Annotated in this window: 12 protein-coding genes and 4 tRNA genes; 9 read left to right on the top strand and 7 right to left on the bottom strand. The window is 70.3% G+C overall.

All coding sequences use genetic code 11. The features are described 5' to 3' along the window. Positions 1-33: 33 nt before the first annotated feature. From NVV95_RS00265 to NVV95_RS00250, 4 genes are all read right to left on the bottom strand, one after another. Positions 34-591 carry an alpha/beta fold hydrolase gene (locus NVV95_RS00265; protein WP_259484543.1) on the bottom strand — a complete coding sequence of 186 codons (558 nt, stop codon included), beginning with the start codon at positions 589-591 and terminating at the stop codon, positions 34-36. A gap of 74 nt (positions 592-665) precedes the next feature. Further along, positions 666-740, bottom strand: a tRNA-Val gene (locus NVV95_RS00260). 29 nt (positions 741-769) lie between these two features. Then, positions 770-843, bottom strand: a tRNA-Cys gene (locus NVV95_RS00255). 53 nt (positions 844-896) lie between these two features. Next, positions 897-968 (bottom strand) — tRNA-Gly (locus NVV95_RS00250). 138 nt (positions 969-1,106) lie between these two features. Here NVV95_RS00250 and NVV95_RS00245 point away from each other — a divergent pair. Then, positions 1,107-1,182 (top strand) — tRNA-Val (locus tag NVV95_RS00245). Positions 1,183-1,238: 56 nt separating this feature from the next. Further along, the gene (locus NVV95_RS00240) at positions 1,239-2,045 is read left to right on the top strand and encodes an EI24 domain-containing protein (RefSeq protein WP_259484542.1); all 807 of its coding nucleotides are present in this window, start codon (positions 1,239-1,241) and stop codon (positions 2,043-2,045) included. On the opposite strand, the gene NVV95_RS00235 is transcribed toward NVV95_RS00240, so the two are convergent. Beyond that, on the bottom strand, positions 2,024-3,262 hold the full coding sequence (locus NVV95_RS00235; protein WP_259484541.1) for an ammonium transporter: 1,239 nt from the start codon (positions 3,260-3,262) through the stop codon (positions 2,024-2,026). The two genes, NVV95_RS00240 and NVV95_RS00235, sit on opposite strands and share 22 nt — an antisense overlap. A gap of 233 nt (positions 3,263-3,495) precedes the next feature. Further along, complete coding sequence (zapE, locus tag NVV95_RS00230; protein WP_259484540.1) at positions 3,496-4,530, bottom strand: cell division protein ZapE; 1,035 nt, start codon at positions 4,528-4,530, stop codon at positions 3,496-3,498. A 102-nt stretch (positions 4,531-4,632) separates the two neighbouring features. On the opposite strand from zapE, the gene NVV95_RS00225 reads away from it, so the two are divergent. Together NVV95_RS00225 and NVV95_RS00220 are read left to right on the top strand one after the other, a co-directional pair. Next, positions 4,633-5,532, top strand: a complete 900-nt coding sequence (locus NVV95_RS00225; protein ID WP_259484539.1) for a sulfurtransferase — start codon at positions 4,633-4,635, stop codon at positions 5,530-5,532. A gap of 20 nt (positions 5,533-5,552) precedes the next feature. Beyond that, a complete protein-coding gene (locus tag NVV95_RS00220; protein ID WP_259484538.1) occupies positions 5,553-5,990 on the top strand; it encodes a SufE family protein in 438 nt (145 codons plus the stop codon). Positions 5,991-6,008: 18 nt separating this feature from the next. Here the strand turns inward: NVV95_RS00220 and NVV95_RS00215 are convergent, their stop codons facing one another. Further along, on the bottom strand, positions 6,009-7,187 hold the full coding sequence (locus NVV95_RS00215; RefSeq protein ID WP_259484537.1) for an alpha/beta hydrolase family protein: 1,179 nt from the start codon (positions 7,185-7,187) through the stop codon (positions 6,009-6,011). A 73-nt stretch (positions 7,188-7,260) separates the two neighbouring features. Here NVV95_RS00215 and NVV95_RS00210 point away from each other — a divergent pair, with 73 nt between their 5' ends. The 5 genes from NVV95_RS00210 to NVV95_RS00190 all read left to right on the top strand — a co-directional run bounded on the left by NVV95_RS00210 (position 7,261) and on the right by NVV95_RS00190 (position 13,202). Then, positions 7,261-7,857 (top strand): DUF3000 domain-containing protein, encoded by a 597-nt coding sequence (locus tag NVV95_RS00210; protein ID WP_173181078.1) that lies wholly within the window; start codon positions 7,261-7,263, stop codon positions 7,855-7,857. Continuing rightward, positions 7,850-9,091, top strand: coding sequence for a ribonuclease D (locus NVV95_RS00205; protein ID WP_259484536.1), 1,242 nt, complete (start codon positions 7,850-7,852; stop codon positions 9,089-9,091). The genes NVV95_RS00210 and NVV95_RS00205 overlap by 8 nt, the downstream gene beginning before the upstream one ends. 70 nt (positions 9,092-9,161) lie before the next feature. Further along, complete coding sequence (locus tag NVV95_RS00200) at positions 9,162-10,370, top strand: thiolase family protein (RefSeq protein WP_259484535.1); 1,209 nt, start codon at positions 9,162-9,164, stop codon at positions 10,368-10,370. After that, entirely contained in the window at positions 10,367-12,511 is a 2,145-nt protein-coding gene (locus NVV95_RS00195; protein WP_259484534.1) for a 3-hydroxyacyl-CoA dehydrogenase NAD-binding domain-containing protein, read from the top strand. Before NVV95_RS00200 ends, NVV95_RS00195 begins: the two co-directional genes overlap by 4 nt. A gap of 70 nt (positions 12,512-12,581) precedes the next feature. After that, the gene (locus tag NVV95_RS00190) at positions 12,582-13,202 is read left to right on the top strand and encodes a dihydrofolate reductase family protein (protein WP_259484533.1); all 621 of its coding nucleotides are present in this window, start codon (positions 12,582-12,584) and stop codon (positions 13,200-13,202) included. Positions 13,203-13,218 lie beyond the last annotated feature (16 nt).

The following is a 13,218-nucleotide window of genomic DNA, read 5'->3' as shown; positions in this document are numbered from 1 at the left end:
GAACGAACCAACTCTACCGGCGCTGCCGGGAGGTCAGTCCCAGTCGAGGTAGTCCTCGATCGCCCAGGAGGTGGCGCCGACGTGGGTCGCCGGGAAGCGGTGGCCGCCGCCCTCGATGGGAACGACGCTGACGAGGCCGGGGGCCGCGGCGCGGAGGGCCTCGCCGTTGGCCGGCGGGTTCACCTCGTCGGCGTCGCCCTGGATCACGAGCACGGGCATCCCCTCGACCGGCGCAGGAAGGTCGTCGCCGGCCTCGACACCGAACAGCAGCACGCCGTTGACGCGCTCGTGCTGGTCGTGGGCGAGATGGCGGGCGACGGTGCCGCCGAAGCCGTGGCCGCCGACCCAGGCGTCGGCGATGGCGAGGTGGTCGAGCACGGCGGTGACGTTGTCGACGCCCGAACGGGCATCGGAGGCCACCGTGCCGACACGGACGATGCGGAAGTCCTCCTCGACCAACACGTGGGCGAGCGCGTCGAGGTAGTCGACTCCCTCACCCTGCTCGGTGAGGATGACGACGGCCGGGCCGACGCCCTCGTCGACGACGGGGATCGATCGGCCGCCGGCCTCGAGGATCTGGATGTCGGCCATGTCGGGAGTCCTTTCGAGGGGTACCGGCTTGCAGAACCAGAAGAACCCCCGGCCGGCAGGTCGAGGGTTCGTGGTGGTGGGCGATACTGGGATCGAACCAGTGACCTCTTCCGTGTCAGGGAAGCGCGCTACCGCTGCGCCAATCGCCCAGTGGAGACAGGCTCCGCTGGTGGTGGAGTGGAGGTGGCGACGGGATTTGAACCCGTGTGGACGGCTTTGCAGGCCGCTGCCTCGCCTCTCGGCCACGCCACCCAGTTCGTGCACTGTGATGAACCGGGGTTCTCACAACCGAGTAACTTCACTCGAGCGGATGACGAGATTCGAACTCGCGACCCTCACCTTGGCAAGGTGATGCGCTACCACTGCGCCACATCCGCATTTCGTTCAGCATTCCTGCGAACGGATTAGACACTAGCCGACTCTTTCGGCGATTGCCAAATCGACACCGGAACCGCGTGTCGCGCCCCCCTGGTGTTCACGAGCACCCCCTTTCGTCCGCTACTATCGATAACCGCGGGCGATTGGCGCAGTTGGTAGCGCGCTTCCTTCACACGGAAGAGGTCATCGGTTCGAGTCCGGTATCGCCCACCAGAAACTCCCGCGGCAGACGAGTCGGCATCGGCCCCGCATCACCATAGGCTCGCGGCATGATCCGCTCGTTCCTCGAAGGCGTCGGCCTGTTCGGCCGCGGCCTCGGCACCTGGCTCAACCGTCCCGGCCTCATGCTCCTCGGCGCGATCCCCGCCGCCATCGTCGGCGCGGTCTACGTCACCGGCGTCGTGCTGCTCGTGATCAACTCCCCCGCCATCGCCGACTGGGCCACCCCGTTCGCCGACGACTGGGACGAGCCCTGGCGCGAGATCACCCGCGCCGCCGCCTCGCTCGCCCTCGTCGGGCTCGCCGTGCTGCTCGTCGTGCTGACCTTCACCGCCATCACCCTGGCCGTCGGAGACCCCTTCTACGAGCGCATCTGGCGCGCCACCGAGGAGAGCCTGGGAGACGCCCCAGGCGAGCCCGCCGGCGGATTCTGGGAGCAGCTTGCCCGCGGCATCCTGAACGCCTTGCGACTGCTGCTGCTCGCACTCGGCATCGGCGTGATGCTGTTCGCGGTCGGGCTCGTACCCGTGGTGGGCCAGATCGCCGGCCCGGTGCTCGGCGCCCTGTTCGGCGGCTGGGTGCTCGCCCTCGAGCTCACCGGCTTCGCCTTCGACGCGCGCGACGTCCCCCTGAAACAGCGGCGACGGATGCTCGGCCACCGCCGCGCGCGCACCCTCGGCTTCGGCGTCGCCGCCTACCTCGTGTTCCTCATCCCGCTCGGTGCCGTCGTCGCGATGCCCGCGGCCGTCGTGGGGGCGACGCGCCTCGCCCGCGCCGCGAACGACGAAGCGGGGCGCCACCCGCAGGTGACGCCCCGCTATCGGGGAGAGACGGATCAGACGGTCTCGAGCACGTAGCCCTCTTCGCCGTGCACCGTGGTGTCCACGCCGGCGACCTCGTCCTCGTTCTTGATGCGGAAGCCCATCGTCTTCTGGATGATCCAGCCGATGATGAACGCCATCACGAAGGAGTAGACCAGCACGACCGCGGCCGCGCCCGCCTGCTTGCCCAGCTGCTCCAGCGAGCCGGTGTCCAGCAGGCCGATGCCGGCACCGAAGATGCCGATGTAGAGCGTTCCGATGATGCCGCCGACGAGGTGGATGCCCACGACGTCGAGCGAGTCGTCGAAGCCGAGCTTGAACTTCAGCTCGATCGCCAGGGCGCAGACGGCACCGGCGATGACGCCGAGCACGATCGCCCAACCCGGGGTCAGGATGTTGCAGGCCGGGGTGATGGCGACGAGGCCGGCGACGGCACCCGACGCGGCACCGATCGAGGTGGGCTTGCCGTCCTTGATCTTCTCGACGATCAGCCAGCCGATGATGGCGGCGGCCGGGGCGGCGAGGGTGTTGATCCAGGCGATGGCGGCGACGCCGTCGACCGCGGCTTCGGAGCCGGCGTTGAAGCCGAACCAGCCGAACCACAGCAGCGAGGCGCCGAGGAGGGTCAGCGGCACGTTGTGCGGCTTCTGGATGCCCTTCTGGAAGCCGACGCGCTTGCCGAGCACCAGAGCGAGGGCGAGGGCCGCCGCACCGGCGTTGATGTGCACCGCGGTGCCACCGGCGAAGTCGTTGACGCCCCAGACGGGAGCCCAGCCCTCAGCGAGGTTGAACACCCAGAAGGCGACCGGGAAGTAGACGACGGTGACCCAGACACCGGCGAAGACCATCCAGGCGCCGAACTTCGCGCGGTCGGCGATGGCTCCCGAGATCAGCGCGACGGTGATGATCGCGAAGGTCGCCTGGAAGCCGGCGAAGGCCAGGCCGGCGAGGTCGGGGCTCATGGCGCCCGACTCGTCGATGCCGAGGAGGCTGCCGAGGCCGATCGAGCCGTCGAACGGGTTTCCGAGGAGGCCCGGGATCAGCGGGGTGCCGAAGGCCATGCCGTAGCCGTAGAGCACCCAGAGGACGCCCACGAGGCCCATTGCTCCGAAGCTCATCATCATCATCGAGATGACGGACTTCGCCTTGACCATGCCGCCGTAGAAGAACGCGACACCAGGGGTCATGAGGAGCACGAGGGCGGCTGCAACGAGCAACCACAACGAGTTCAGGTTGCCGGTTACTTCTTCCATATGAATGGTTACCTCTCTATAACGTGCTGGGCGGGTACAACTGGAATTGCTGTGATGCCGAGGGCGAGCACGACGCCGGGGGCGCAATTGCAGGCACGTGAAGTCTGTCGACAGCACGTTTCGCGAGGAGACGTGTTCTGTGTACGCCGTGTTACACGGCGGGGCCGAATGTAAATTCGATGTTTCGCGGTGCGCAGAATGTCCCGAGCGGATGCTCGGCGTGCCCCGAAGGGCTAGAGCGAGGCCGAGGCGATCAGACGCGACGTCGCGCGCAGGTACTTCTTGCGGTAGCCGCCGTTCAGCATGTCGCCCGCGAAGACCTCGTCGAGCGGGGTGCCGGAGGCGAGGATGCGGATCTGAGCGTCGTAGACGCGGTCGACGAACGCGACGAGTCGCAGCGCATCCGTCTGATTCAGGAGGGGCGTGACGTCGCTGAGCGCGATCACGTCGACGCCGTCGATCATCTTGATGTAGCGCGAGGGGTGGATGCTGCCGAGGTGCTCGACGAGCTCGCTGAACGGGTCGAGGGTGATCGACTCCCCCGCCGCGGCCCGGCGCTCGACGGCGGAGAGGAGCTCGGCGTCGCTGCCGAACGCGACGGCGTGGCCCTCGATGTCGCGGCGGCGGTAGTCGAGGCCGTCGATGCGCACGATGTCGAAGCGGTCGGCGATGGCCTGGATCTCGCGCAGGAAGTCGGCGGCGGCGAAGCGGCCCTCCCCGAGCGCGTTCGGCGGGGTGTTGGAGGTGGCGGCGAGGCGCGTGCCGCCCGCGACGAGCTCGCCGAGGAAGCGGGTCATCAGCATGGTGTCACCCGGGTCGTCGAGCTCGAACTCGTCGATCGCGATGAAGCGGGCACCGTGGAACAGCTTCACGGCCTCGCTGAAGCCGAGGGCGCCGACGAGGGCCGTGTACTCGATGAAGGTGCCGAAGTACTTCGGGCCGGGAGCGGCGTGCCAGAGGGCGGCGAGCAGGTGGGTCTTGCCCACGCCGAAGCCGCCGTCGAGGTAGATGCCGGGCTTCGCGGCCGGGGCCTTCTTCGCCCGGCTGAAGAACCCGCCCGACTTCGCCGGAGCCCAGCTGCCGGCGAACGCGGTGATCTTCTCGAGCGCCTCGGCCTGCGACGGGTAGTCGGGGTCGGGGCGGTAGCTCTCGAACGAGGCGGTGTCGAACTGGCGGGGCGGCACCAGGGTCGCGGCGAGCTCGGCCGCCGTCATCGAGGGGCTGCGCTCGGTGAGGCGCGGCGCAACGGCCTGCTGCTCGGCTGTCATCGGATCATCCTGTGTCTCGAAGTGTGACCCTGGCGTGCAGAGCCGGCCGCGGAGGACCTAGATTCGTAGGGGGCGTCCCCTACCCTAACTGGAGGTTGTGAAATGACTGTCGAGACCGATTCCGCTCCGAAGTTCGCCGGGTACGCGCATCCGGAGCGCCTCGTGTCGGGCGACTGGCTCGAGGCCCACCTCGGCGACGAGGGGCTCGTGGTGGTGGAGTCCGACGAGGACGTGCTGCTCTACGAGACCGGGCACATCCCCGGCGCCGTCAAGATCGACTGGCACACCGACCTGAACGACCCGGTGCTCCGCGACTACATCGACGGCGAGGCCTTCGCGGCGCTCGTCGGCGGCAAGGGCATCTCGCGCGACTCGACCGTCGTGATCTACGGCGACAAGAACAACTGGTGGGCCGCCTACGCCCTCTGGGTGTTCTCGCTGTTCGGCCACGACGACGTGCGCCTGCTCGACGGCGGCCGCGACAAGTGGATCGCCGAGGGCCGCCCCGTCACCACCGAGCGACCGGCCCCGGAGGCGGTGGAGTACCCGGTCGTCGAGCGGCACGACGCCGAGATCCGCGCCTTCAAGGACGACGTGCTCGCGCACCTCGGGCACCCGCTGATCGACGTGCGCTCCCCCGAGGAGTACAGCGGAGAGCGCACCACCGCCCCGGCCTACCCCGAGGAGGGCGCCCTGCGCGCCGGTCACATCCCGAGTGCCGCGAACGTGCCGTGGGCGAAGGCCGCCGCCGACGACGGCACCTTCAAGCCGGTGGCCGAGCTCGACGCCATCTACCGCGAGGGCGCCGGTCTCACCGAGGGCGAGCCGGTGATCGCGTACTGCCGCATCGGCGAGCGGTCGAGCCACACCTGGTTCGTGCTCACCCACCTCCTCGGCTTCGACGACGTGCGGAACTACGACGGCTCGTGGACCGAGTGGGGCAGCACCGTGCGGGTGCCGATCGTCAAGGGCTCGGAGCCCGGCGAGGTGCCCGCGCGCTGAGGGCGCGCATACTGGAGGGGATGACCGAGAACCAGCTGCCGGCGACGCTCGCCGAGATCCGTGACGACTTCCTCGCCCTCGGGCAGCGCGAGCGGCTCGAGATGCTGCTCGAGTTCGCGAACGAGCTCCCCGAGCTGCCCGCGCGCTACAGCGAGCATCCCGACCTGCTGGAGCGGGTCGAGGAGTGCCAGTCGCCGGTGTACATCTTCGTCGAGGTCGACGACGGAGTCGTGCACCTGTTCGCGACGGCTCCGCGCGAGGCGCCCACCACGCGCGGCTTCGCGTCGATCCTCGTGCAGGGCATCGACGGTCTGACCGTCGACGAGGTGCTCGGCATCCCCGACGACTTCCCGAACACGATCGGGCTCACCGAGGCGGTGTCGCTACTGCGCATCCGCGGCATGACGGCGATGCTCGGGCGCACCAAGCGGCAGCTGCGGGAGCGCGTCGCGGCCTGAGGCGCGTCGGCGTTCGGGTCACAGCCCGTTGGCGGTCAGCCAGTCGCTGATCGCGCGGTTCCACTTCACCCGGTCGTAGTTCCACAGCTTGGTGTGCCGGGCGATCGAGAACGGCACGAAGGTGACGAGGTCGGGCCGCGCCTCGGCGAGCCTCCGTGATGCGCCCGAGGGCACGTAGCCGTCGTCGTCGCTGTGCATGAGCAGCACCGGCACGTCGACCTCGTGCGACCGCTTCACGAAGTCGAGCCGGTCGAGGTCGAGCGGATGCTCCTGGCCGGTCACCAGGCGGCCCGGCGCGTGGGTGATGGTCGCGAAGGCCGCGTCTCCCACCAGCTCGGGCACCCGTCGCGCCCGCCCCTGGTAGCGCAGCACCTCGCGCCAGTCGACCGCCGGCGACTCGAGGGCGATCCCGCGGACGAGCGCGCGGTGCCGGGCGCGACCCATCGCCTGCAGCGCGATCGCGCCGCCCATCGACCAGCCCATCAGCACGACGTCGCGGGCGCCCCGGTCGACCGCCCAGTCGATGGCCGCGTCGAGGTCCTCCCACTCGGTGTCGCCGAGCGCGTAGCGGCCGTCGGCCGAGCGCGGCGCCTCGCCGTCGTTGCGGTAGGAGATGTGCAGCACGTGGTAGCCGTGCTCGTGGAAGACGGGCAGCGCGCGGATGGTCTCGCCGCGGCGCACCCCGCGCCCGTGCACCTGCACGACCCACTTCACAGCGGCGGGATCGGCCGCCGGCACGTACCAGGCCGGCGCCGGGCCCACCGCGGTCGGCACCGACACCTCCTCGACCTCGACACCGAGCTCGCGCGGGTGGATGTAGTACCACCCGCTGATCCGGCCGCTCCTCGCGCGGGAGAGCTCGCCGTAGTCGACAGCGAGCACCGAGCGGCGCACCACGCCGTCGGCGACCGAGAGCACCTCGCCGATGCGGGCGTGGCCGGTGTCGGCCGAGAAGCGCAGGCTGTAGAGGCCCGGCAGGATGGAGTCGGCCGTCACGGCCAGGTCGACCGTGCGGGCGGTCTCGTCGTAGCCCAGGATGCGCACGTCGTCGACCGGGAGCGACGGCGTGACGATCGCGCGGGAGGTCAGGGCGGCCACCACGGCGCCGGCCGCGGTGACGAGCGTGGCCGCGGTTCCGGCGGCCAAGGCGACGACGGCCCACGCGGGCACGTTCGGCCGGGGGGACACGGGGCTCACGCGGGGCTCTCCCTTCGGACGGCACCCGGCGTGCCGTCGCCGGGAGGAACGCAAAGAACTCTAGTCTGCAGACGTGCCCGATTCCCCCTTCAGCCCGGACATCCCGGCGGCCTTCGGTGCGGCGCTCGACTCGCTGCGCCGGGCCGACACGCGCGAGGAGCTCGTCGTGCACGAGATCCCCGCCCCCGGCAACCTGGCCCCGAACGCGGTGGCGCTCGCCGCCGACGTCACCCCCGCCCGGCACGGCGCCGACTCCGAGCTCGGCACCGGACGGTTCATCCTGCTCCACGACGAGGAGCGGCCGGAGGCGTGGGGCGGCGAGTTCCGCGTGGTCTGCTTCGCGCAGGCGCCGCTCGAGACCGAGATCGGGCTCGACCCGTTCCTCGCCGACGTCGCCTGGTCATGGCTCGTCGACGCGCTCGACGCGCGCGGCGCGAACTACCTGAACGCCTCGGGCACCGCCACGAAGATCATCTCGACCGGCTTCGGCGAGCTGCAGGCGCAGGGTGACGGGGCGCAGATCGAGCTCCGGGCATCCTGGACCCCCACCGACCACAACATCCAGGCCCACGTCGAGGGCTGGAGCGAACTGCTGTGCATGCTGGCCGGCCTCCCCCCTGTGGTCGACGGGGTGACGATGCTGCAGACCAGGCGAGCACGACGTGACTGAGGACCCCATCGAAACACCGGCACCATCCCCCATCGCCGTTCCGGCGCGCACCGTCATCTCGACGATCGACGACTTCCACGACGCGGTCGAGGCGCTCGCGGAGGGCCACGGCCCCGTCGCGGTCGACGCCGAGCGCGCGAGCGGCTTCCGCTACTCCCAGCGGGCCTACCTGATCCAGCTCTACCGGCGCGGCTCCGGCACCTTCCTGATCGACCCGCCCGCCATCGAGGAGTTCGCTCCCCTGCAGTCGGTCATCGGAGACGTCGAGTGGGTGCTGCACGCCGCCAGCCAAGACCTGCCGTGCCTGCGCGAGGTCGGTCTCGAGCCGAGCACCGTCTTCGACACCGAGCTCGCGGCCCGGCTGCTGGGCATCCCCCGGGTGGGTCTCGGCACCGTGGTCGAGGAGCTGCTGGGCATCCATCTCGCGAAGGAGCACTCGGCCGCCGACTGGTCGACCCGGCCGCTCCCGGCCTCGTGGCTCGAGTACGCCGCCCTCGACGTCGAGCTGCTGATCGACCTGCGCGACTCGATGGCCGTGCTGCTGAAGGAGCAGGGCAAGCTCGAGATCGCCGCGCAGGAGTTCGCCGCCGTCGTCGCCAAGGAGGACAAGCCGCCGCTCGCCGAGCCCTGGCGCCGCCTCACCGGCATCTCGGCGCTGCGGGCCGACCGCCATCTCGCGGCCGCCCGCGAGCTCTGGCTCGCCCGCGACGAGCTGGCCCGCGCGACCGACACCGCCCCGGGCCGGCTCGTCCCCGACTCCTCTCTCATGGTCGCCGCCCGCGCCCTGCCCACCTCGCGCCGCGAGCTCGCCTCGCTCAAGCAGTTCTCGGGGCGGGCCAGCCGCAGCGAGATCGACCGCTGGTGGGCCGCCATCGAGCGCGCCCTGGCGAGCGACGACATCCCCGTGCAGCGCCGGGCCACCGACACCCTCCCTCCCCCGCGCAGCTGGGCCGACCGCAACCCCGAGGCGGATGCGCGGCTGAAGACCGCGCGCACGGCCCTGACCGAGCTCTCCGTCGAGCGCGCCATCCCGCTCGAGAACCTGCTGACCCCCGATTTCCTGCGCCGCGTCGCGTGGAACCCGCCCGAGCCGCTCACGCTCGAGAGCCTCTCGGAGGACCTCGCCGAGCTCGGCGCGCGGCCGTGGCAGATTGAACTGACTGCACAGCCGATCCTGCAAGCCTTTGTGGAACCCCACCAAAGCGCCGATCCGGCCGAGAAAGCCGATTCGTAGGAAGAATCAAACGATTCCTGGCTGTCGGGGGCCCGCTCTACGATCGAGACGTTCCCAACCAGGAGGCATTGTGGCCGAAAGAACTGAAGTCGTTTTCGTCGATGGAATGCGCACCCCCTTCGGGCGCGCGGGCGAGAAGGGCATGTACTGGCAGACCCGCGCCGACGACCTCGCGGTCAAGGCGATCACGGGCGTGCTGGAGCGCAACCCGCAGCTCCCCAAAGACCGCATCGACGACGTCGCCATCGCGGCGACCACCCAGCAGGGCGACCAGGGGCTCACCCTCGGCCGCACCACCGCCATCCTCGCGGGCCTGCCGCTCTCGGTGCCGGGCTATGCCATCGACCGCATGTGCGCCGGCGCCATGACGAGCGTCACCACGGTGGCGGGGGCGATCGCCTTCGGTGCCTACGACTTCGCCATCGCGGGCGGCGTCGAGCACATGGGTCGCCACCCCATGGGGTTCAACGCCGACCCGAATCCGCGCTTCCTCGCGGAGCGGCTCGTGAGCGGCGAGGCGCTCAACATGGGCAACACGGCCGAGCGCATCCACGACCGTTTTCCGCAGCTCACCAAGGAGCGCTCCGACCGCTACGCGCTGCGCAGCCAGCAGAAGGTCGCCGCCGCCTACGAGGCCGGGCAGATCCAGCCCGACCTGGTGCCGGTCGCCATCCGCAGCGGTGAGGGCTGGGGGCTCGCCACGCGCGACGAGGCACCGCGCCCCGAGACCACGATGGAGGGCCTCGCCGGCCTCCGCACCCCGTTCCGGCCGCACGGTCGGGTCACGGCGGGCAACTCCTCGGGCCTGAACGACGGCGCCACCGCCTCGCTGATCGCCAGCGAGAGCGCGGCCCGCGAGCTCGGCCTGCCCGTGCGCATGCGTCTGGTCTCGTTCGCCTTCGCCGGCGTCGAGCCCGAGATCATGGGCATCGGCCCGGTGCCGTCCACCGAGAAGGCGCTGCGCAAGGCCGGGCTGTCGATCGACGACATCGGCCTGTTCGAGCTGAACGAGGCGTTCGCCGTGCAGGTGCTCTCCTTCCTCGACCATTTCGCGATCGACGACGACGACCCCCGGGTGAACCCCTACGGTGGGGCGATCGCGCTCGGGCATCCGCTCGCCTCGTCGGGCGTGCGACTGATGATCCAGCTCGCGCGACAGTTCGAGGAGCACCCCGAGGTGCGCTACGGTCTCACGGCCATGTGCGTGGGCCTCGGCCAGGGCGGCACCGTCATCTGGGAGAACCCGAATTGGAACAAGAAGGCGAAGGCCGCACGATGACCGACTACGCAAGCATCGACTTCTCCGATCTCGAGGCCTTCTCGGTCGACGAGGTCGTCACCCACTCACTGGTGCGCGACGTACCGCTGCCGAGCGGCAAGACGCTGGCGCTGATCACGCTCGACAACGGGCGCGACCACACCCGGCCGAACACGCTCGGCCCGGTCGGGCTGCTGGAGTACCTGCACACGCTGCTGGGGCTCCGCGCCCGCGCCTCCGCCGGCGAGATCGACGCCGTCGCGGTCACCGGCAAGCCCTACATCCTGGCCGCCGGAGCCGACCTGAGCAAGGTCGGCGAGATCCCGAGCAGAGACGCCGCGCGCAAGATGGCGCAGCTCGGGCACTACGCCTTCGGTGAGATGAAGAAGATCGGCGTGCCGAGCTTCGCGTTCATCAACGGGCTCGCGCTCGGCGGCGGGGTGGAGGTGGCCCTGGCCGCCGACTACCGCACGATCGACTCGTCGACGCCGGCGCTCGCGCTTCCCGAGGTGTTCCTCGGCATCATCCCGGGGTGGGGCGGGGCCTACCTGCTGCCGAACCTGATCGGCATCGAGAACGCCCTCAAGGTCGTGATCGAGAATCCGCTGAAGAACAACCGCACCCTCAAGGGCCAGGAGGCCTTCGACCTCGGCATCGCCGACGCCATCTTCGGGCCGGGCAACTACCTGGAAGACTCGCTGAAGTGGGCCGACGGCGTGCTCACCGGCGCCGTCAAGGTCAAGCGCCCGAACGAGCCGGGCAAGGTCGAGCGCCTGGTGAAGTGGGACGCCGCGGTCGGCATCGCCCGCAAGATGCTCGAGTCGCGCATCGGCACCGTGGCGAAGTCGCCCTATCGGGCCCTCGACCTGCTGAAGGCCGCCAAGTCGGGCACACCCGAGGAGGGCTTCGAGCGCGAGGACGAGGCGCTGGCCGAGCTCATCGCCGGCGACCAGTTCCGTGCGAGCATCTACGCCTTCAACCTGGTGCAGAAGCGGGCCAAGAAGCCGGCCGGCGCCCCCGACAAGGCGCTGGCGCGCCCGGTCACCAAGGTGGGTGTGATCGGGGCCGGGCTGATGGCTTCGCAGTTCGCGCTGCTGTTCGTGCGCCGTCTGCAGGTACCCGTGGTCATCACCGACCTCGACCAGTCGCGGGTCGACAAGGGTCTCGGGTACATCCGCGACGAGATCGCCGCGCTGCTGGCGAAGGGCCGCATCTCGCACGACGAGTCGAACCGCCTGAACGCCCTCGTCTCGGGCACCACCGACAAGGCCGACTTCGCCGACGCCGACTGGGTGATCGAGGCGGTCTTCGAGGAGCTCGGCGTGAAGCAGGACGTGTTCGCCGAGATCGAGAAGCACATCTCCGACACCGCGGTGCTCGCCACCAACACCTCGTCGCTGTCGGTGGAGCAGATCGGTGCGAAGCTCGCCCACCCCGAGCGGCTCGTCGGCTTCCACTTCTTCAACCCGGTGGCGGTGATGCCGCTGATCGAGGTGGTGAACGCCCCGGCCACCTCCGACGAGACCCTGGCGACCGCCATGGCCGTCGCGGCCAAGCTGAAGAAGACGGCCGTCATCACGCGCGACACCCCCGGCTTCGTGGTCAACCGCGTGCTGGCCAAGGTGCTGGGCGAGGCGATGCACGCGGTCGACACCGGCACCTCGTTCGAGGTGATGAACCGGGCGCTCGACCGCTTCGGTCTGCCGATGAGCCCCTTCGAGCTGCTCGAGCTGGTCGGCCTCAAGGTGGGGGCGCACGTGCTCGACACGCACCACGCGGCATTCCCCGACCGCTTCTTCGAGAGCGCGAACCTCCACCGGCTAGCCGAGCACGGCCGCATCTTCGACCGCGACGACAAGGGCAAGATCAAGGGCTTCGACAAGACCGCGGTCAAGATCGTCACCCCGCCGAAGGGCACCGGCACGCCGATGACCGAGGACGAGATCGCCCGCCGCGTCGAGGACGGCCTGGCCGACGAGGTGCACCGCATGCTGGAGGACGACGTCGTGCACGCGGCGGAGGACATCGACCTCTGCCTCATCCTCGGCGCCGGCTACCCGTTCCAGATGGGCGGCCTCACGCCCTACCTCGACCGCGTCGGGGCCTCGGAGCGCGCCTTCGGCGACACCTTCCACCACCCCCTCATCAAGGGCGTCGAGTAGCCCCACGGCACTCCCCCACGAAGCGGCCACCGCACCCCCGGGTGTCGGTGGCCGCTCGTATTCTCGGGGCATGGGGAAGACGAGGTATTACGTGGCGGCGTCGATCGACGGGTTCATCGCCGATCGCGACGGCGGGCTGAGGTGGCTGCTGCAGTTCGGGTTCGAGGAGTTCCAGGCCGAGTACGACGCCTTCCTCGCCGAGGTGGGCGTCGTCGTGATGGGGTCGGCCACCTACGAGTTCCTGCTCGGCGAGGGCGGGCCCTGGGCCTACCCGGAGCAGGTGTCGTGGGTTCTGACGAGTCGCCCGCTCCCGCTCCCCGAGCTGCCACCTGTCGCGCTGCAGTCGGGCGAGCGGCAGTCGGGCGAGCTGCAGCACGGTGAGTCCCAAGTCGGCGAGCTGCAGGCGGGCGCCTTGCGGTTTGCGCGGGGCGACGTCTCCGCGCTGCACGCGCAGTGGCTCGAGACGGCGGCCGGGCGCGACGTGTGGATCGTGGGCGGCGGCCACGTGGCGGCCCAGGTGGCCGACGCGGGGCTGATCGACGAGATCGTGCTGACGACGATGCCGGTCGTGCTCGGAGCGGGCACCCCGCTGCTGCCCATCGCCGCCACGAGTGGCGTCCTGGCGGCCGCGGGCACGCACGTGCATCCGAGTGGCGCGATCACGACGACGTACGCGATGCCCCGCCGCTGAGCGGGCCACCGCAGCC

Origin of the sequence: Herbiconiux gentiana (assembly GCF_024978135.1) — a bacterium.
Taxonomy (GTDB): domain Bacteria; phylum Actinomycetota; class Actinomycetes; order Actinomycetales; family Microbacteriaceae; genus Herbiconiux; species Herbiconiux gentiana.
This window is presented reverse-complemented; position numbering and strand designations above follow the sequence as displayed.

Bases quoted from the DNA above. Each gene is read 5' to 3' on its own strand.
- NVV95_RS00265 (WP_259484543.1), bottom strand. From the start codon at position 591: ATGGCCGACATCCAGATCCTCGAGGCCGGCGGCCGATCGATCCCCGTC.
- NVV95_RS00240 (WP_259484542.1), top strand. From the start codon at position 1,239: ATGATCCGCTCGTTCCTCGAAGGCGTCGGCCTGTTCGGCCGCGGCCTC.
- NVV95_RS00235 (WP_259484541.1), bottom strand. From the start codon at position 3,262: ATGGAAGAAGTAACCGGCAACCTGAACTCGTTGTGGTTGCTCGTTGCA.
- zapE (WP_259484540.1), bottom strand. From the start codon at position 4,530: ATGACAGCCGAGCAGCAGGCCGTTGCGCCGCGCCTCACCGAGCGCAGC.
- NVV95_RS00225 (WP_259484539.1), top strand. From the start codon at position 4,633: ATGACTGTCGAGACCGATTCCGCTCCGAAGTTCGCCGGGTACGCGCAT.
- NVV95_RS00220 (WP_259484538.1), top strand. From the start codon at position 5,553: ATGACCGAGAACCAGCTGCCGGCGACGCTCGCCGAGATCCGTGACGAC.
- NVV95_RS00195 (WP_259484534.1), top strand. From the start codon at position 10,367: ATGACCGACTACGCAAGCATCGACTTCTCCGATCTCGAGGCCTTCTCG.
- NVV95_RS00190 (WP_259484533.1), top strand. From the start codon at position 12,582: ATGGGGAAGACGAGGTATTACGTGGCGGCGTCGATCGACGGGTTCATC.